The following is a 19,130-nucleotide window of genomic DNA, read 5'->3' as shown; positions in this document are numbered from 1 at the left end:
AAGTCGCCATTATTGCCTGTATAAGAAAGCTCGTAGTGATCATAAATTCGATGGTGAGAGATGGTGTCATGTGGAACCCTAAAATGGTTTAACATTAGGAATTGACACCATAGTCACTTGTTAAATGGCAAGAACCACAAAACCAATAAAAAGCACTACGCCATATGCTACGTGTATACGAACTGTTGTTTTTTTAAGGTCTTCGACACTACTAATTAGTGTTTCAATTTTTTGAGTTTTATCTACTACTATTTCTTCAACTACCAGTTTCTCTTCTTTTTTATACTGTTCTTCAGAGTGACTAGCAATGATACTTCCACCAGCTCCAGAACAAGCAAAAACAGCTAAATTTTTAAATATTTCCATGTTTTGTTCAAAGCTTTCGGGAATATATTGTTCAAATACTTTAGGTATTCCGATTCCCCAAAATATGCCATATAGAATTACAAACAAACCTTTCAAAACCCTCTCAGTTTTATATTCTAGAAGCATTAGGAAAGGAAAGAAAAAACCAATAAACAATGTTGGAAAAATAAAAAAATCGAATCTAAAAATGAGACTGGCAGGAAAACCAACAAGCCCAATTAATATAGAAAGAGATAAAGCTAATTTGATTTTTAGAGATTTATTCACGCATATCCTTGCAGTTGCCATTTAACGCCTCAATTTGCATCGAGCGTTAGCGAGTCCGACAACATTGACTTGTTAGCCGTGACTAGCTCGATGTCTGGTAAATTATCAGCGACATCTTGATAGGTTTTACTATTGATAAGAACCTCAGTAACAACTGGCAATGGCTCTGCCCAAATTTCAGGCAAGTCGGCTTCACCGTGCGTTACTATAGGAAAAGCCAATTTCTCTACTGGCGGACAGAATTCAGCCGAGACCCCTTGTTTGTTACCCCGTGCATCTATGCGATACCAGCCATAGCTTTTTAAATTTACGGCGTTTAGACCGTGAAGACAAAACGGCGGAACGTCCGTAATAGTTAAACGCTGGTAGCATAAACCTGCTGGAATTTCATTTGCGCGCAACAGTGCGGCCAACAAATGACTTTTGGCATAGCAATAACCCGTACGATGTTTGAGGACATCTGATGCCTTGCAAGTTACGGGGTTTTGTTCGTAATCCCAACTATGCCTTATCTCGTCACGCACAAACTCAAAACATCTACGAGTAATTTCTTCAGCCTCAGAAGCCCCACTTGCAAGATCTTTTGCCTGTGCGAATACCTCTGGTTTTTCCCAGTCTATGTATTCTGAAGATGCTAAATATTTGTTCATATCCTCAAACTCGAACGGCTAACGCCCAGCTCAATCGCAATTCACGCGATGGCTAAATTGACATACAATGTGAGCTTGCGAACATGGCAATTTTGACAGCGCGTGAATTGTCGATTTGCAGCTGCTTGTTATGAGTTTTTCGTCCATGCAAACTCCATCTGTTTAGCTGTTTTTTCTGCAAGTTCTTTATCTAGCAGCTTTTCCACAATATAGAGGCTCATATCAATGCCAGCTGATATTCCTCCCGACGTTAAGAGGTTACCCTCGTCTACCCACCTAACGCCCTCGACGACGTCTAGGCTTGGAAAAGACTTCCTGAGATCATTGACATCTTCCCAGTGAGTTGTAACTTTATTAGTCTTTATTACCCCAGCCTCAGCGAGTAGAAAAGCACCAGTACAAACAGAAGCAACAGTAGATGCGGTGTTGGCTTGCTTAGAAATCCATTCCATAACATTAGATTTTTTCATCTCGTAAATATGCACGCCCCCAACGATGATCAGCACATCTATAGGTGGGTGATTGGAAAATCCATAGTTTGGTAGAACCAAATAGCCGCCCCTCGCTTTGATGGCGGCATCCGATTCTCCCACGAGGAAAACATTCAATGGATCTCCTACCTCGCTTAGCCTAGATGCGGTAGCGAATACCTCATAAGGCCCAGAAAAATCGAGCACCTCTGCTTCTTCGTATATATAAATTCCAATATTCATCCGATACTCCTTTTACTCATAACATTTTAATAGTCCGCATGCGTGTTTACACATTTTCTAAAACCTTCAAATATCTCTATAAGAATTTGAAGGATAAGAAAATTATAAACTTTCCCACAAAGCCAAGAGCAGGAAAGACAAGCATGCGGGTTATATCCTTTATCCACAGCGTGTTATTTATGAAAAAGAACGGTCCATTAATGCTTATTCATTGATACTAAAACACTTTTCTGCTAATACAATTCGAGCACAGGCACGGTTATTTTATAGGCAAGACGTGCAGGGTATTGGCAACATCAAAAATAGACTGTGTTTTTATTCACAAGGCGTGTGTGTTTTAAAAGGGCTTCATTGTAGTTGTTTATCTGGCCTACGGCCTAGTGAGTTTTACCCCTCCCTAACCCTTGGAAGATATAAGGGAGGGAACATTACAGTAATTCAATTAAACAAAGAGGCTGATTTGTCGGCCTGAAGCCGCGGCCTACCCTACACAGCTCATAACCCACAACAAAAACTGTACATACAACCAGCATTTTTAAGTCGTCCGCCAAAATAGCATTAATATCTTTCGTTGGCTGGAAATTACGATCGATTCAATAAAAAGGCAAAAAAAACCCCAGATCAAGCCTAGGATTTTTAGTACTGCATTTCGCTGTCTATATTTACTCTTCTAGCAATATGCGTAACATTCTACGTAGTGGCTCTGCGGCACCCCATAGAAGCTGATCACCAACAGAGAACGCACTGATATATTGAGGACCCATATTCAATTTACGAATACGGCCAACAGGGATATCTAATGTGCCTGTAGCAGCGGCTGGAGTCAGTTGCTGCATAGTCAGTTCCTTATCATTAGGTACAACTTTCACCCAATCATTATGCTCAGCTAGCATGCCTTCGATATCTGTAACAGGAATGTCTTGATTTAACTTAATGGTAAACGCTTGACTGTGTGAGCGCATCGCGCCGATACGGACACATAGCCCATCAACAGGGATTGGCGCACCAAAGTTACCCAGAATTTTGTTTGTTTCAGCTTGCGCTTTCCACTCTTCACGGCTTTGACCATTATCAAGCTGGGAATCAATCCATGGAATTAAACTGCCTGCTAATGGAACACCAAATTGATCAACTGGCATGCTGCTCGAACGCATTGTTTCAGTAACTCGACGATCAATTTCCAGAATCGCACTTGCAGGATTATTCAAATCCGCCGCTACGGATTCTTTCAATACGCCCATTTGGTTAATTAGCTCACGCATGTGGCGAGCACCACCACCCGAAGCCGCTTGATAGGTCATGGATGTCATCCATTCAATGTGACCTTTTTCAAATAGACCACCCAGTGCCAACAACATTAAGCTTACTGTGCAATTACCACCAGCGAATGTTTTAATGCCGTCTTTAATACCTTGTTGAATCACATTCTGGTTCACTGGATCCAAAACAATAATGGCGTCTTTATCCATACGCAGAGAAGAAGCGGCATCAATCCAATAGCCTTTCCAACCTGCTGCACGTAAATCAGGATAAACAGATTTGGTGTAGTCACCACCTTGGCAGGTAATAATAATATCCATCTTCTTTAATGCATCAATGTCTGTTGCATCTTGTAAAAGAGGAATATCCTTGCCAATATTTGGTCCAGCTTGCCCCGTTTGTGATGTGGTGAAAAATACTGGATCAATATGATCAAAATCTTTCTCTTCCAACATACGTTGCATTAATACGGAACCAACCATTCCGCGCCAACCGACTAAACCCACATTCTGTTTTGACATCATTTCTACCTTTTAGTTTGGGCCCACTCATACCAAGAGCAGTTTCCCCAGTGAATGCGACCAAAGATTGTTTTGGTCGCGAATAAAGCATAACTCAATACATTATAAAGCGGCTAAAACAGCATCGCCCATTTCTTTTGTACCCACAATATGGCTTCCTTCAGATGCAATATCACCAGTACGTAACCCTTGATCCAACACATTACTAACAGCGGCTTCAATCGCATCCGCTGCTTCTTTTGCGTCTAATGAATAACGCAACATCATAGCAACAGATAAAATAGTTGCAAGCGGATTAGCAACACCTTGACCAGCAATATCTGGTGCAGAACCATGGCAAGGCTCGTACATGCCAAAACCATCCGCATTTAATGATGCAGAAGGTAGCATTCCGATAGAACCTGTTAGCATAGCCGCTGCATCGGACAAGATATCACCGAACATATTCCCCGTTACCATAACATCAAACTGTTTAGGTGCACGTACCAATTGCATTGCCGCATTATCGACCAACATATGGCTTAATTCGACGTCTGGATATTCTTTGGCCACTTCTTCCATGACTTCTTTCCAAAGTACCGTCACTTCTAGTACGTTGGACTTATCAATAGAACACACACGCTTGCCACGTTGGCGAGCCGCTAAAAATGCGGAATGAGCAATACGACGAATTTCCGACTCGTTGTATACGTACGTATTAAAACCTTCACGCTCACCATTTTCTAACGTTCGAATACCACGAGGTTGGCCAAAATAAATCCCACCCGTCAATTCGCGTACAATCAATATATCAAGGCCTGCAACGATTTCAGGCTTTAAGCTTGAGGCATCCGCTAATTGGGGATACAAGATAGCTGGACGTAAGTTAGAAAAAAGATCCAGATTAGAACGAAGTCCTAACAGGCCTTTTTCAGGGCGCACCGCCATATCCAGACCGTCCCATTTAGGGCCACCGACAGCGCCTAACAAAATAGCATCTGCAGCTTTGGCTTTACTCAATGTCGCTTCTGGCAAAGGTGAACCCATTTCATCATACGCCGATCCACCTACTAATGCGGATTCATGCTGAACCCCCAAATCAAATTTAGCACTTACTTTATCAAGTACTCTAACTGCTTGCTCGACGATTTCAGGGCCAATGCCATCACCCGGCAGAATCAATACATTTCTAGACGTCATTTTTACATTCCTTATTTTTTATCGGCAAATAACCAAGGTGATTTTTGTTTACGCGTGGCTTCATAGGCATGAATTGTATCAGCATGCTGAAGTGTTAGGCCAATGTCATCAAGACCATTCAGCAAACATTCTTTACGAAATGAATCAACATCGAACGTAAACTGAGCACCAGAAGGCGTTGTGACCGTTTGTGTTTCTAAATCAATGCTTAAAGAGTAACCCTCTGTTTCTTCGCCTTCATTAAATAACTGCTCAACTTGCTCTTCTGTCAAAGCAATTGGTAACAAACCGTTTTTGAAACAGTTATTAAAGAATATATCCGCAAAGCTTGGCGCGATAATCACTCTAAAACCATAATCGTCTAATGCCCAAGGTGCGTGCTCTCGGCTCGAGCCACAACCAAAGTTTTTACGAGCAATCAACACACTCGCGCCTTTATAACGCGCTTGATTCAATACAAAATCTTGCTTTAAAGGACGAGCCGAACAATCTTGATCAGGTTGACCTTCATCTTGGTAACGAAGTTCATCAAATAAGTTTTTACCAAAGCCAGTACGCTTAATGGATTTTAAAAACTGCTTTGGAATAATCATATCTGTATCAACATTGGCCAAATCTAAAGGCGCGACTAATCCAGTATGTAATGTAAACGGACGCATATCGTCTCCTAGTGTTTAACCAATTCATTAACATCAATAAAATGACCGGCTACGGCTGCGGCTGCGGCCATTGCTGGGCTTACCAAGTGAGTACGTCCACCAAAGCCTTGACGACCTTCAAAGTTACGGTTTGACGTAGAAGCACAGTGTTCACCATTCCCTAACTTATCCGCATTCATCGCCAAGCACATAGAACAGCCCGGTTCACGCCACTCTAAACCGGCATCTGTAAAGATTTTATCCAAACCTTCTGCTTCTGCCTGTGCTTTAACCAAACCCGATCCAGGAACGACAATGGCTTCTTTTAATGTCGAAGCCACCTTACGCCCTTTCACTACATCAGCGGCAACACGTAAATCTTCAATACGTGAGTTCGTACATGAACCAATGAAAACACGATCTAGGGTAATATCATTTAAGGTGTTTTTACCTTCTAACCCCATGTATTTCCAAGCTCTTGTATAGCTTTCTTGAAGACCTAAATCAGTTTGATCTTCTGGACGAGGAATCGGCTGATCAATGGCAATTACCATTTCAGGCGACGTTCCCCAAGTGACTTGAGGCTTAATGTCTTCTGCTTTTAATACCACAACATTGTCAAAATACGCATCATCGTCCGAGTGCAGTTCGTTCCAAGCGGTTACCGCCTGATCCCATTGCTCACCTTTGGGAGCGTAAGGACGTCCTTTTACATAATCGATCGTGGTCTGATCCACTGCGATCAAACCAACGCGCGCACCCGCTTCAATGGCCATATTACAGACCGTCATACGGCCTTCCATGGATAACGATTGTATTGCTTCACCACCAAATTCAATCGCATAGCCCGTACCACCAGCCGTACCAATTTCACCGATAATGGCCAATACTACGTCTTTTGCTGAAACCCATGGAGACAAAGTACCGTCTACACGAACCAACATATTTTTACTTTTCTTTTGTACCAAACATTGAGTCGCTAAAACATGTTCAACTTCAGATGTTCCAATACCATGAGCCAACGCCCCAAAAGCACCATGAGTGGAGGTATGTGAATCACCACATACAACCGTTGTTCCCGGTAAAGTCGCGCCTTGCTCAGGGCCAACTACATGCACAATACCTTGACGAACGTCTTGCATTTTAAATTCAGTAATCCCAAATTCATCACAGTTGTCATCCAACGTTACTACTTGAATTTTTGAAACAGGGTCTGAGATGCCTTCAATGCCGCTTTTACGCTCTACATTGGTTGTAGGTACGTTGTGATCTGGCGTCGCTAAATTAGCACTGATTCTCCAAGGCTTACGTCCCGCAATACGTAACCCTTCAAAAGCTTGTGGTGAAGTCACTTCATGCAATAGTTGCAAATCAATATAAATCAACGCACTACCATCATCTCGTTCTTGTACTAAGTGGTCATCCCACAATTTATCGTAAAGTGTTTTTGCCGACATTTGTTCTCTCCTAAGTCACTATTTGATTATCCTAATGCTTTGCTTTAAATTACTCAAATTCATATTTTTCATGTTTTGGATAATTTTTTGGAATGATGGATATATCTGAACTGCTTACCTTTATTAAAGTTGCTGAAACTGGCTCATTTTCTGATGCCGCAGAAAAGCTTTTTGTGACCCAACCAGCGGTCAGCAAACGCATCGCAAGTTTGGAGCAAGGCTTAAACACACGCTTATTTGATCGAATTGGTCGTAAAGTTCAATTAACGGAATCAGGCGTGCGTTTATTACCGAGAGCCAAAAACATTGCGCTTGAGTTGCAGGATATAAAACGCAGCATGTCTCTCAAAGAAGGAGAAATCAGTGGTGAACTACGCATTGCTACAAGCCATCACGTCGGATTAAGACGATTACCTACAACACTAAAACGTTTTCAGCGCGAGTTCTCGAACGTCATACTAAAGGCCGATTTTACCCAATCAGAAGACGCTTATCAGCAAGTAATGAAAGGGGACGTTGAATTAGCCGTCATTACACTCTCAAATCAATCCAATAGTGCCATTGAATCCATACCTATTTGGTCCGACCCTCTGGTCTGCGTCGCAAGTAAAGATCATGAATTAAGCCAGATGAGCTCGGTAGATTTAATTCAACTGGCGAGTCACTCTTGCGTACTACCAAAACAAAATACCTTCACAAGACAAATGGTAGACTCAGTCCTATCACAAAATGATTTAAAACCCAATGTGCGCATGAGCACTAATAATTTTGAAACACTAACCATGTTAACCAGCATCGGCTGGGGTTGGTCTTTGCTCCCCTCTACACTGATTAATGATGAACTTTGTATTTTGCATTTAGATGAATTAAACACTGCGAGAAAACTCGGCGTTATTTACCACAAACAACGCACTCTTAGTCGAGCTGCTCACATGTTTATTGAAATTATGAAAGAAGAAGCAAAGTAGCTAATCTCTTTGATTCACAAGAAGAGTCACCAACGCTAAGGCACTCACTATCGCAGCAAACGTGAAGACACCTTTGCCTCCGGACAATTCCCAAATATAACCGGAGAGAATCATGCCACTCCCGCCACCAAGACCAATAGCAAACGCACTGTACATCGTCTGACCTTGCGCCGCGTATTTTTCAGGGAAAAGTCGATGAACCTGTTCAATCGACACCATATGAAACAGAGCAAAGGTAATGCAATGCATTAACTGGGCTATTAAAACAACCACCAAACTGTCCGCATACCATCCAACAAAAAACCAACGACAGATGCCAAGAGTAAAACAAAGGGCTACGATATGAACAGCAGAGAAGCGTTTAACGATGTTTCCAAAAAACAAAAACAGCACAATCTCCATTATCACACCAGATGAAATCAGTAAGCCTATTTGTTCACCTGAATACCCTGCATTGGATAGATGTAGCGCAATAAAAACATTGTACGGCGCATGTGCCATATAAGATAAAAACGCGATCAACAGAAAAAAGCGGACTTCTTTTAATCGGAAAAGTGACCAAAAAGAGCCTACTTGCTTCCCTTTATCTAACGGAATAGGCTTTTCTTTTAATAAAAATGTTATGGAAAACGCGATGGCAATACCAACCATCATAAGCGGAATAATAACTCCCACACCAATCCTTGAAACCAGAAACCCACACAAGGTGACAGCGCAAATATAACCCAAAGAGCCGCCTGCTCTGACTCTTGTATAAGGCACACCTAACCCACTTATACTTCTTAACGCAAAAGAATCCGCCAACGGCATTAAAGCACTGTAAAAGAGCGCCAATATAAAAGTAAGAATCCAAAAAGAGCCATAATCTTGAGCAAAATAGAAAGGAATAACAGCAATAAACGTCCCTCCTGTCGCAATTTGGAGAGACAATTTAGGCAAACCTAGGCGAGCTGTCAGCCACCCCCAAAAATGAGGTACTAAAATAGTAGAAAGTGTCAATATAGACATAATCCGACCGATTTCAGAACCAGAAAGGTCAATAGATCGATAATACATCGAAATATATGGCACCATTACACCATTTAAGCTACAGAAAAAGAAAAAATAACCAAATAACGGCCAAGCAACCGAACTAGCACGAGCAGAAAACATGAGTAACCTAATAAATTTTAGAAATATGTAAAGGGAGCATCACAATAAAGCAGTATAGCTAAGGATAAGAGATATCTTTTTATTATTAGGCATATATGACTAGCTTAACGCCTATATTGTAGCCACAAATGCAAAACATTGGCACTATAATAGCTTATTTTTTCATTATGTTTTTAAGCACAATTTATAAAAAACCTCTAGGAGCACATCTTTAATGATAGTAGACAATCCAAACTGGTGGCGCGGTGGCGTTATTTATCAAATTTACCCTCGTAGTTTTTTTGATTCCAACAACGATGGAATTGGTGATTTACCAGGCATTACCAGTAAACTAGAGTACGTAGCGTCTTTAGGGGTAGACGCAATTTGGCTCTCTCCGTTTTTCACATCACCAATGAAAGACTTTGGCTATGATGTGTCAGACTATTGTGATGTCGATCCTATTTTTGGCGTGTTATCTGATTTTGATAATTTAATTAACAAAGCCCACTCTCTTGGCCTAAAGGTTATTATCGATCAAGTATTAAACCACACCTCAGACCAACATTTATGGTTTGATGAATCACGTAAAAGCCACGACAACCCAAAACACGATTGGTACGTCTGGGCCGACGCAAAACCAGACGGCACAGCACCAAACAACTGGATGTCTGTTTTTGGCGGGCCAGCTTGGCACTGGGACAGTCGTCGCTGCCAGTACTATTTACATAATTTCCTTGATAGCCAGCCTGACTTAAATTTTCATAACCCAGATGTCGTCAATGCACTAATGGATGTATTGGAATTTTGGTTGAAACGTGGCGTTGATGGCTTTCGTTTAGACACAGCCAATTTTTTCTATCACGATACCGAATTAAAAGACAATCCACCTAGAGAAGAAATTTTAGAAGGAGGCATTGGCGTTCGCCCAGACAACCCTTATGCATTCCAATTGCATTTATATGACAAATCTCAACCCGAAAACATTCCATTTTTAAAACGTATTCGAGCCTTAATGGATCGTTACCCAAATACCACCACAGTGGGTGAAGTCGGTTGTGATTTCTCTCTAAAAACCATGGCACAATACACCCAAGGGAACGATAAATTACACATGTGTTATTCCTTTGACCTTTTAACACAAGACTCATCAATGAATCATGTTAGAACAACCATGGAAACTATTGAAAATGCACTTGGAGATGGATGGCCTTGTTGGACAATAGGCAACCATGACGTTAATCGAGTAGCGTCTCGATGGTCAGAAAACAAACCCAATGACGAACAAGCCAAAGTTTATATGGCAATGCTGTTAACATTACGTGGTAGTGTGTGTTTGTATCAAGGAGAAGAACTGGGCCTTGCCGAAGCAGAGCTTGAATTTGAGGATTTGGTTGATCCATACGGCATTACATTCTGGCCTGAGTTCAAAGGGCGCGACGGTTGCCGTACACCATTACCATGGACCGACGAAACAAATGGTGGATTTAGCCAAGCCAAACCTTGGCTGCCTGTTGCTGAAAGCCATCTACCACAATCTATTCAAATACAGAAAAGCGATCCATCTTCAGTGATGAACGCTTATTCTGACTTCTTATCTCTGCGCAAAAACCACCCAGAGTTTATTGAAGGTGAGATCGAATTTCTTTATAACGACGATAAAGTCCTTGTCTATCTAAGAACTTTAGAGAAAGTGAAAACATTAGTGGGTGTCAATACCGGTGAGACACCTGTAAGTATCCAACTAAATGACTATTTGGACAAGCCAGCAAAAATTGAACTGCTTCCTTTACCGCTAAACCTACCATCAGGAACGCTTAATGGCAGTCAGTTATCATTAGGTAAATTCAGTATTGCATTAGCGTCTGTTCGCTAATCGTTTTTCATCCCCCCCCCTAAATAAGAGCATCAAAAAAGGAGCGATTACACAACATTGTGATCGCTTCTTAATGTAAAACCACATCCAAAAATAAGCCTAGCAATTCAACACCACTCGCCTTGCTTTCATTTAAATTAATGCAATTTCATCTTAGGTTTTACCGCTTTACTGATTCTCTTAACAGCCATAATCAGCAATGCTTTAATCCAACCATGAATCGCAATTTGATGCATCCGATAAAGAGAAAGATACACAAATCGAGCAATTCGACCTTCCACAAACATAGATTTACTTGAAAGGTTCCCCATTAAACTACCAACCGTACTGTAGCGGCTCAAATTCACAAGTGAGCCATGATCATGATAAACAAAATCTTTCAACGGTTTGTCTGTAAAAGTCGCCACAATATTATCACTGACTAATGAAGCCATTTGATGTGCTGATTGCGCTCTAGGCGGGACGAAACGCCCTTCTTCTAATTCACAAGCACAACAATCCCCAATCACATAAATAGAATCAAACTCATTTGTTTGCAGGTTTTGCTTAACAACAATTTGATTGGCTCGGTTGGTTTCTAACCCATCAATACTTTTTATAAAATCTGGTGCTTTTACACCAGCAGCCCACACCATCAAATCTGCATCAAGCGTATTTTCCGCTGCGGTTAAAAAACCTTCTTCAGTGGCTTTTACAATCCGAGTATTTTCACTCACTTTAACGCCTAAACGCGACAACTCTTTGCGAGCCTGCAATGCAATTCTCTCAGGCAACGCAGGTAAAATACGATCACCCGCCTCAATGAGCGTTATTTCCATTTTCTTCGAGGACATGTTGGTCATACCATACGCTTTAAGTAAATCCGCCACATGGTTCAATTCAGCCGCCAACTCTACGCCCGTTGCACCGCCACCAACAATGGCTAATTTAAGCATATCATCATTGTTTCCACCTTGATGCACCCGCAGAAACTGATTAAGTAGTGCTTGCTGAAAGCGCTCGGCTTGCTTATGAGAGTCTAAGAAGTAACAGTTTTCTTTAACACCAGGTGTTGAAAAATCATTGCTGACACTACCAACGGCAATAACAAGTGTGTCATAAGAAAGAGTACGAACAGGAAGAATTTCATGCCCTTCGTCATCGACTAAGGCATCGATCTCTATGGATTTTTCTTTAGCGTTTAGGCCAACCATTGTACCTAGTTGGTATTGGTAGTAATGTCTTGCAGAATGAGCACGGTAATTAATGCCATCTGTGTTGATGTCTAGTGACCCTGTTGCCACTTCGTGTAGTAAAGGTTTCCAGATATGGGTACGACTTCTATCAATAAGAATGACCTCAGCCTCCCCACGTTTGCCTAATTTGTGCCCGAGCTTGGTAACCAATTCAAGCCCACCTGCACCACCGCCAACGACGACTATTCTTTTCATGAGTTTTACCTTTTAATTTATAAATCATCTGAAAAAATGTCTTAAAAAAACACCTTTTCAGAGTACTTATAAAGTAAGACTCAACGCTTTTGAGGCACGCACTCAAAAGCACGAACAATTTAACTTTGACGCATCTTAATCAGAAGTTTGTCGAGCGAATTAGCAAATGCCGCTTTGTCTTGATTATTGAAAGTATCTGAGCCGCCGATATTTTCACCACTGCTGCGCATCTGTTCCATAAAATCGCGCATAGCCAATCTCTGTTTAATGTTTTCTCTTGTATAGATCTCACCACGAGGATTAATAGCCAACGCATTTTTATCAACCACCTCGGAAGCTAGCGGAATGTCAGCCGTGATGACTAAATCATTTACCTCAACGTGGTCCACAATGTAATTGTCCGCTTCATCAAATCCTTGAGACACTTGATGCCTATCAATCCAAGGAGAAGGAGGAATGGCAATCATTTGATTAGCAACCAAAGTACATTGTATTTCCACTCGCTCTGCCGCACGGAACAAAATGTTTTTGATGACATTTGGACACGCGTCAGCGTCAACCCATATTCTCATTAGAAAGCCCTTGTAAAATGAATGGTTTATATTATTCCCTTTCAAGCCGACTTTATCCAGTATCGAATCAATTAAGTATAAAATTTCATAATATCGAGACGTTTAAACAAAAAAAGCCAGCTTATTCTCATAAGCTGGCCATTTATTAAACGACAGTAATATAAAAAATCATACATTACATATTTGGATAATTAGGACCACCTGAACCTTCCGGAGTCACCCACGTAATATTTTGTGCAGGATCTTTAATATCACACGTTTTGCAATGTATGCAGTTTTGACTATTTACTTGAAATATTGATTCATTGTCTTTTTCAACGACTTCATAAACCCCAGCAGGGCAATACCGTTGGGCAGGTTCTGCGTACTTAGGTAAATTTTGCTGTATTGGCACATTGGCATCTTTCAACTGCAAATGGCTTGGCTGATCTTCCTCGTGATTGGTATTTGATAAGAAAACCGAAGACAATTTATCAAAACTTAAGAGACCATCTGGTTTTGGGTAATCAATTTTTTGATGCTTTTCTGCCGCCTCAAGAGTAGCGTAGTCTGGAATAACATCCGTAAAATTGAAGGGCAATGCACCCGAACATAAGTTTTGATCCACCCAATTATAAGCACCGCCAAAGAAAGTACCTAACTTATGCATGACAGGGACAAAGTTACGTGTTTTCTGTAGCTCTTCACCTACCCAAGACGCGTCAAACGCCTCTTTGAAGTCAGTCAGTTTCTTCTCTGCGTTCTCAGTTGATAAAGCAGAAACGATTGATTCTGCTGCAAGAATGCCTGTTTTCATTGCCGTGTGAGTGCCTTTAATTTTGCCAGGGTTCAACGTCCCCGCATCACAACCAATTAATACTCCTCCTTCAAACACCATCTCAGGAAGAGAACGTAATCCACCTTTCGCGATAGCTCTTGCACCATAAGAAACCCGCTTACCACCTTTTAAATGTGTGGAAATTAACGGATGGTGCTTATAACGCTGAAACTCGTCGTATGGGCTCAAAAAAGGGTTCTTATAGTTTAGGTCGGTAATCAGTCCAACCACTACTTGGTTATTTTCTAAATGATATAAAAAACCACCGCCGCCAGCTTCACTGCCTAGTGGCCAACCCGCGGTATGAATGACCGTACCCGGCTTACTTTGCTCTGCTGGCACGTCCCACAATTCTTTAATACCCAATCCATAATGTTGTGGATCAGAATGTTTATCTAATGAAAAATGCTGAATCAATTGCTTACCAAGATGCCCTCGGCACCCTTCAGCAAAGACGGTGTATTTTGCTTTCAGCAACATACCTTGCATGTAACCGTCTTTTTCAGCCCCATCCGCCGCAACACCCATGTCTCCTGTAATGATTCCTTCCACATGGCCATTCTCATCATACGCAACAGAAGCTGCACTAAACCCTGGAAAAATCTCCACGCCAAGTTCTTCAGCTCGCTCAGCTAACCAACGACACAAATTACCAAGGCTAATAACGTAATTGCCTTCATTATGCATTGTTTGAGGGATCATCCAATTAGAAAACTGACGACTGACTTGATCATCATGCAACCAATGCAATTCATCAACATTCACTTGCGTATTTAGTGGTGCCCCCATTTCTTTCCAATTGGGGAACAGTTCATTTAAGGCAATCGGATCAACTACGGCGCCGGATAAAATATGAGCGCCAACTTCCGAGCCTTTTTCAACCAAACACACACTGACCTCTTTTTCTTGCTCTTGAGCTAATTGCATTATACGGCAAGCAGAAGACAGGCCTGCTGGGCCACCGCCAACAATAACCACATCAAATTCCATCACTTCACGCTCTAACATATCCCCTCCAACACAGGCAAAGTCCACTAAATCATGGGATCAATTATTTTTATAAGGTACATAACACTGTACTTTCATATCGATTTCTATCGAAAAAAACTGGATGTCGATAAAGATGATATGGATTCGTTACCTGACATAATAGCCTGATAATAACCCGTTGTGCGAGGCAAAATATGCTGGCAATAAAAATCAACCGATTGATTCCAAGAGGCTTTTTGCACATCAGACAATACATCTGAAGTCAGAGCCTTTGCTTGAGCCTTCACTTGCAGCCATCCACCCAGCGCATACCCCATCAGCATCATGAGCGAATAAGCCGATCCAGTAGCAGTAACCGAGTCCTTATTCATTCGTTCAAGACAGACACCTTGTGCACGATCAACGTCCTGTAAAACACGTTTAACACAACTTATATTTACCAACAAACTGTCGACTTCAGAACTTTTTTCCAGCATAGAAAGTTCGCTTGTTATATCCTTTAACAAACTTCTAACACCCTCTCCCTGATCACCTTGAAGCTTTCTGCCAATAAGATCCAGAGCCTGAATGCCATTGGTACCTTCATAAATAGGCAATATTCGCGCATCGCGTGCATGCTGTGCCACACCAGTTTCTTCAATAAAGCCAACACCACCGTGAACCTGAATCGCCAGCGAGGTGACTTCTTGAGCTTGCTCAGTAATCCAACCTTTTACAATTGGAGTGAAAATACTACAGCGTTCTGCGTGCTTTGCCTGCTGCTCTTCTTCTGTCAAATTCGCTAAATCAATTTCAACCGCAGCGGTATAAACCAAAGAGCGCATGGCATCAATCTGGCTTTTCATCATCATAAGCATTCGCAGTACGTCTGGATGCTCTATTATTTCGACTTTACGACTGCGATCGGCACTTATTCCTTGTTTACGTTCTCTCGCATAATCAAGTGCCTGCTGGTAGGCCCTTTCAGAAATAGCTAACCCCTGTAACCCCACACCTTGACGGGCGTTATTCATCATGGTGAACATCGCCATTAACCCACGGTTTTCTTGTCCAACAAGATAACCAATTGCGCCATCATTATCCCCAAAACTCATTATGCAGGTTGGCGAGGCGTGAATCCCCAATTTTTTCTCAACGGAAACAGGGACAACATCGTTTCTGGTAGCGAGGTTCCCTTCTTGATCTAATAAAAACTTAGGCACAATAAACAGAGAAATACCTTTCACACCCTCAGGTGCATCCGGCAGCCGGGCTAACACCAAATGGACAATGTTCTCTGTCATTTGATGATCTCCCCATGTGATGAATATTTTTTGTCCAAATATGCGGTACTGATCACCATCAGGAATCGCTTTCGTTTGGATAGCTGCAAGGTCAGAACCCGCAGCTGGCTCGGTTAAATTCATCGAACCCACCCATTCACCACTGATCATTTTTGGTAAATACAGTGATTTTAAGGATTCATTTGCATGAGTTTCAATGGCTTCAATGGCTCCTTGATTAAGCAAAGGGCAAAGAGAAAAAGCCAAGTTCGCTGACTGAACACCTTCACTGACGGCCGCAGACAAACTAAAGGGCAAACCTTGACCACCGTATTCTTCAGATCCGGACAAGCCTCCCCAGCCACCCTCAACATAAGCATCAAATGCCTCTCTGAAGCCTTTTGCTTCATGCACCTCACCATCAACAATCACGGATCCTTCTTGATCGCCAGAATGATTAATCGGTGCAATAACTTGCTCACAAAGCTTACCTGCTTCATTTAAAATGGCGTCGATTAGATCCTCAGAAATGTCATCTTCTAATAATGTATTTAATCGAGAAAAGCCTGCAACGTGAAGTAAACTAAACGTAATATCATTAAGTGGGTAGCGGTAATCACTCATACCTTTTATTCTCCGACTCTATAGCGATAGAAAAATGTGTATTCCGTATAGTGACTTGCGCAACCCATTCACTCAATAACACTTTTCCTCTAAATTAATGACAAAATCATCCAAACCTGATTATTTTTTACAACACTCACCCTGTACTGACTTCTTTAAATCCTTTTTCAAATTTTAAATATTCTTCATTTTTTCTGTATTCACCTGGCGTTACTCCCGTCCACTTTTTAAAAGACCGAAAGAAGGCAGACGGCTCTTCAAACCCCATCAAGGAAGCTATATCACTGATACTCAACTGCGGCGCATTCATGTATGTGATTGCGGCCTCTTTCCGACACTCATCTTTGATTTGCTGATAGGAGGTATTTTCATCATTTAGTCTTCTACGCAGAGTCGATACACTCATGCTCAGAGCAGACGCAACTTCATCCGCACTCAAAACATCTCGTGAGAAATCTTTACCAAGCATAGACATTACTTGTGATTTCAAACTGTTGTCATTATCGACCATCACCAACAATTGATACGGTGCTGTTTTCAAAAAACCACGCAGGCTTTCTTCCGTTTGAACTACTGGCAAGTCAAGATAGCTAGCAGGAAAGACCAATGCATTAGCATGTTGGCCAAATTTAACTTCTGATTGGAAAAGCGTTTTGTAATATTCCAAATCATCAGGACGATCACAGGTAAAATACGCCGCCTTTAAAGATAAGCGACGCCCAATCAACCAACTGATAAAATGATGCCACATAGAAAGCGTTGTTCTGAAACGCTCTTTTGACTCGGTCTTCATTAAATTTTCTACATCTTCTACAGAAGCAGAGTCCAAAGGGGCAAATGTGACCATGGCATAACGGCCCTTTTTAATTAATACTGGCTTAATAATCGGGCCTCGACATATCTCGTAAAAATCACTACACCGATACAGAGAATGCGCAAGAGAACGCGCATGAATGATACACAAACACATCATTCTAAACGTCCCATTTGGCACCTTTCCACCACTTAACATACCAAATGATTCATCTTGCACAAGAAACATTATATGTTGGTACAGCAGACCATATTTATGCGCCGGAAATGAATTTCCAAATTCAACATCTTTCTTAGAAATATCCAACGAGGACAACAACTCTGCGCTATCCACACCTTGATCCTCGAGAGCCTTTAATAAAAAATGGACACTGGACATAGGAACAAAGGCTTTTACATTCATAATAACTCTCTTTGATAACAATTAAATTATTTAAAAAGCGCACAATAAAAAAGGCTGCGAAGGCAGCCTTTTTTGAAAACGAACGTATAATCGCATTTCTTAGATACCTTAAAAGGTTTCAGAAAACGCATTCATTAAATCATTCGTGGTTAACTCTTCGGTATTACTTTCTTCCTGAGACTCAATATTTTCAGATTCTTTTTCCATCACTGGCGGTACATAAGTAAATCGTCTGGGTCGTTGTGCTGGCGCCTTGTCCTCTACTTCAGGTAACAATCCCAGTCTAGCAAGCTTTTTTTGTGCCTGCTCTTTACGTAATTGCGATTTTTTAACATGAAAACGGCGAAGCTCTTTTGATTTCTGAGCTTTACGCTGCTCTTTCATCATCTCTTTAGTACCCGTTTTACCTAATTTTCCACGCATTGTGCGCGTTTTTTTTGATCGTGCCATGATTTCCTCACTCTTATACAGGTGAATTGTAGCAGCCTTAAACCGCTCCGTCACTGTACTTTGACCGCTCAAAAAAATCTCTTCAAATTAAGAGGACATTAGCACTCATATTGAAAAGTACGATGTCCCACTTTACGCAATTTACCCACTTTTTTAATTAAACTTTTTATTTTCGCTTGATCGCCATCCGTAATCGCCACTTTCAATTCTGCAAACACATCGGATGTTTTATCAATCGCATTTTGATAATCTGCCTTACGCTTTGTTAACTCATCATCTAATAGTTCTTTATGATTAAAAAGATAAGGCATTTCATCTCTAGAAAGCATCAAATAATTCTGGATTGAATCAATTCTAGTTAGAGCGTTTTCCGTATTGCCCGTACGGATTTCAAACGATAGAGACTTTAAGTCGGTTTTCATATCTTCCATGTAATCATGTAGTTTCGTCGCATCGCAATCAGTATGAGCAAACACAGGAACACTAAGGGAGGCAGTCAGTATAGACATTACTAGAACAGTTCTGCAATTCAACATTACGTATAGTCTCTTTGTAGGGTATCGGCAAAATGTAAGCCATTACTTTAAATAAGTTAACGGTCTTTACATCACTTTTTCAAGAATGAAAGTATTTTAATAATTTATTTTTCTCAGGTACAAAATATGGATGACAATAAGGCTTACAGCGTCTATCTTTGACTTATGAAATTACATTCAATACCAACAAAATGCACACTTCTTATT

At 41.2% G+C, this 19,130-nt stretch carries 17 protein-coding genes; 2 read left to right on the top strand and 15 right to left on the bottom strand.

The genetic code is table 11. The annotated features are described in order from the left end of the window. Nucleotides 1-120: 120 nt before the first annotated feature. The 7 genes from ACMUMJ_RS15140 to leuC all read right to left on the bottom strand — a co-directional run bounded on the left by ACMUMJ_RS15140 (nt 121) and on the right by leuC (nt 7,051). On the bottom strand, nt 121-633 hold the full coding sequence (locus ACMUMJ_RS15140) for a hypothetical protein (protein WP_414679687.1): 513 nt from the start codon (nt 631-633) through the stop codon (nt 121-123). Between the two features lie 29 nt (nt 634-662). After that, nucleotides 663-1,283, bottom strand: coding sequence for a transglutaminase-like domain-containing protein (locus tag ACMUMJ_RS15135; protein ID WP_414679686.1), 621 nt, complete (start codon nt 1,281-1,283; stop codon nt 663-665). A 128-nt stretch (nt 1,284-1,411) separates the two neighbouring features. Further along, nucleotides 1,412-1,996, bottom strand: a complete 585-nt coding sequence (locus ACMUMJ_RS15130; RefSeq protein WP_414679685.1) for a DJ-1/PfpI family protein — start codon at nt 1,994-1,996, stop codon at nt 1,412-1,414. A gap of 662 nt (nt 1,997-2,658) precedes the next feature. Next, on the bottom strand, nt 2,659-3,777 hold the full coding sequence (asd, locus tag ACMUMJ_RS15125; RefSeq protein WP_414679684.1) for an aspartate-semialdehyde dehydrogenase: 1,119 nt from the start codon (nt 3,775-3,777) through the stop codon (nt 2,659-2,661). 102 nt (nt 3,778-3,879) lie between these two features. Then, on the bottom strand, nt 3,880-4,956 hold the full coding sequence (leuB, locus tag ACMUMJ_RS15120; protein ID WP_414679683.1) for a 3-isopropylmalate dehydrogenase: 1,077 nt from the start codon (nt 4,954-4,956) through the stop codon (nt 3,880-3,882). 11 nt (nt 4,957-4,967) lie between these two features. Then, on the bottom strand, nt 4,968-5,615 hold the full coding sequence (gene leuD / locus ACMUMJ_RS15115) for a 3-isopropylmalate dehydratase small subunit (RefSeq protein ID WP_414679682.1): 648 nt from the start codon (nt 5,613-5,615) through the stop codon (nt 4,968-4,970). Nucleotides 5,616-5,623: 8 nt separating this feature from the next. Continuing rightward, nucleotides 5,624-7,051: a 3-isopropylmalate dehydratase large subunit gene (gene leuC, locus ACMUMJ_RS15110; RefSeq protein ID WP_414679681.1), complete on the bottom strand. Its 1,428-nt coding sequence runs from the start codon at nt 7,049-7,051 to the stop codon at nt 5,624-5,626. Nucleotides 7,052-7,143: 92 nt separating this feature from the next. Here leuC and ACMUMJ_RS15105 point away from each other — a divergent pair, with 92 nt between their 5' ends. Next, the gene (locus ACMUMJ_RS15105; RefSeq protein ID WP_414679680.1) at nt 7,144-8,019 is read left to right on the top strand and encodes a LysR family transcriptional regulator; all 876 of its coding nucleotides are present in this window, start codon (nt 7,144-7,146) and stop codon (nt 8,017-8,019) included. Here ACMUMJ_RS15105 and ACMUMJ_RS15100 read toward each other — a convergent pair whose 3' ends face one another. After that, nucleotides 8,020-9,171, bottom strand: coding sequence for an MFS transporter (locus ACMUMJ_RS15100; RefSeq protein WP_414679679.1), 1,152 nt, complete (start codon nt 9,169-9,171; stop codon nt 8,020-8,022). 214 nt (nt 9,172-9,385) lie between these two features. On the opposite strand from ACMUMJ_RS15100, the gene ACMUMJ_RS15095 reads away from it, so the two are divergent. Next, entirely contained in the window at nt 9,386-11,026 is a 1,641-nt protein-coding gene (locus ACMUMJ_RS15095; protein WP_414679678.1) for an alpha-glucosidase, read from the top strand. A 137-nt stretch (nt 11,027-11,163) separates the two neighbouring features. Here the strand turns inward: ACMUMJ_RS15095 and ACMUMJ_RS15090 are convergent, their stop codons facing one another. From ACMUMJ_RS15090 to ACMUMJ_RS15060, 7 genes are all read right to left on the bottom strand, one after another. Beyond that, the gene (locus tag ACMUMJ_RS15090; RefSeq protein WP_414679677.1) at nt 11,164-12,456 is read right to left on the bottom strand and encodes an NAD(P)/FAD-dependent oxidoreductase; all 1,293 of its coding nucleotides are present in this window, start codon (nt 12,454-12,456) and stop codon (nt 11,164-11,166) included. Nucleotides 12,457-12,575: 119 nt separating this feature from the next. Continuing rightward, nucleotides 12,576-13,028, bottom strand: a complete 453-nt coding sequence (locus tag ACMUMJ_RS15085; RefSeq protein WP_414679676.1) for a YaiI/YqxD family protein — start codon at nt 13,026-13,028, stop codon at nt 12,576-12,578. Between the two features lie 175 nt (nt 13,029-13,203). Next, complete coding sequence (locus ACMUMJ_RS15080) at nt 13,204-14,853, bottom strand: electron transfer flavoprotein-ubiquinone oxidoreductase (RefSeq protein ID WP_414679675.1); 1,650 nt, start codon at nt 14,851-14,853, stop codon at nt 13,204-13,206. An 86-nt stretch (nt 14,854-14,939) separates the two neighbouring features. Then, complete coding sequence (locus tag ACMUMJ_RS15075) at nt 14,940-16,721, bottom strand: acyl-CoA dehydrogenase family protein (RefSeq protein WP_414679674.1); 1,782 nt, start codon at nt 16,719-16,721, stop codon at nt 14,940-14,942. Nucleotides 16,722-16,857: 136 nt separating this feature from the next. Then, a complete protein-coding gene (locus ACMUMJ_RS15070) occupies nt 16,858-17,937 on the bottom strand; it encodes an AraC family transcriptional regulator (RefSeq protein ID WP_414679673.1) in 1,080 nt (359 codons plus the stop codon). Nucleotides 17,938-18,045: 108 nt separating this feature from the next. Beyond that, nucleotides 18,046-18,387, bottom strand: a complete 342-nt coding sequence (locus ACMUMJ_RS15065; protein WP_414679672.1) for a hypothetical protein — start codon at nt 18,385-18,387, stop codon at nt 18,046-18,048. A 98-nt stretch (nt 18,388-18,485) separates the two neighbouring features. Next, complete coding sequence (locus tag ACMUMJ_RS15060; protein WP_414679671.1) at nt 18,486-18,896, bottom strand: cytochrome b562; 411 nt, start codon at nt 18,894-18,896, stop codon at nt 18,486-18,488. Nucleotides 18,897-19,130: the final 234 nt, after the last annotated feature.

The sequence above is a fragment of the Marinomonas phycocola genome (genome assembly GCF_047525455.1).
Lineage (GTDB): Bacteria > Pseudomonadota > Gammaproteobacteria > Pseudomonadales > Marinomonadaceae > Marinomonas.
This window is presented reverse-complemented; position numbering and strand designations above follow the sequence as displayed.

Bases quoted from the DNA above. Each gene is read 5' to 3' on its own strand.
- ACMUMJ_RS15130 (WP_414679685.1), bottom strand. From the start codon at position 1,996: ATGAATATTGGAATTTATATATACGAAGAAGCAGAGGTGCTCGATTTT.
- ACMUMJ_RS15135 (WP_414679686.1), bottom strand. From the start codon at position 1,283: ATGAACAAATATTTAGCATCTTCAGAATACATAGACTGGGAAAAACCA.
- ACMUMJ_RS15070 (WP_414679673.1), bottom strand. From the start codon at position 17,937: ATGAATGTAAAAGCCTTTGTTCCTATGTCCAGTGTCCATTTTTTATTA.
- asd (WP_414679684.1), bottom strand. From the start codon at position 3,777: ATGTCAAAACAGAATGTGGGTTTAGTCGGTTGGCGCGGAATGGTTGGT.
- ACMUMJ_RS15105 (WP_414679680.1), top strand. From the start codon at position 7,144: ATGATGGATATATCTGAACTGCTTACCTTTATTAAAGTTGCTGAAACT.
- leuC (WP_414679681.1), bottom strand. From the start codon at position 7,051: ATGTCGGCAAAAACACTTTACGATAAATTGTGGGATGACCACTTAGTA.
- ACMUMJ_RS15080 (WP_414679675.1), bottom strand. From the start codon at position 14,853: ATGTTAGAGCGTGAAGTGATGGAATTTGATGTGGTTATTGTTGGCGGT.
- ACMUMJ_RS15075 (WP_414679674.1), bottom strand. From the start codon at position 16,721: ATGAGTGATTACCGCTACCCACTTAATGATATTACGTTTAGTTTACTT.
- leuB (WP_414679683.1), bottom strand. From the start codon at position 4,956: ATGACGTCTAGAAATGTATTGATTCTGCCGGGTGATGGCATTGGCCCT.
- ACMUMJ_RS15100 (WP_414679679.1), bottom strand. From the start codon at position 9,171: ATGTTTTCTGCTCGTGCTAGTTCGGTTGCTTGGCCGTTATTTGGTTAT.
- ACMUMJ_RS15065 (WP_414679672.1), bottom strand. From the start codon at position 18,387: ATGGCACGATCAAAAAAAACGCGCACAATGCGTGGAAAATTAGGTAAA.
- ACMUMJ_RS15085 (WP_414679676.1), bottom strand. From the start codon at position 13,028: ATGAGAATATGGGTTGACGCTGACGCGTGTCCAAATGTCATCAAAAAC.
- ACMUMJ_RS15095 (WP_414679678.1), top strand. From the start codon at position 9,386: ATGATAGTAGACAATCCAAACTGGTGGCGCGGTGGCGTTATTTATCAA.
- leuD (WP_414679682.1), bottom strand. From the start codon at position 5,615: ATGCGTCCGTTTACATTACATACTGGATTAGTCGCGCCTTTAGATTTG.
- ACMUMJ_RS15060 (WP_414679671.1), bottom strand. From the start codon at position 18,896: ATGTCTATACTGACTGCCTCCCTTAGTGTTCCTGTGTTTGCTCATACT.
- ACMUMJ_RS15090 (WP_414679677.1), bottom strand. From the start codon at position 12,456: ATGAAAAGAATAGTCGTCGTTGGCGGTGGTGCAGGTGGGCTTGAATTG.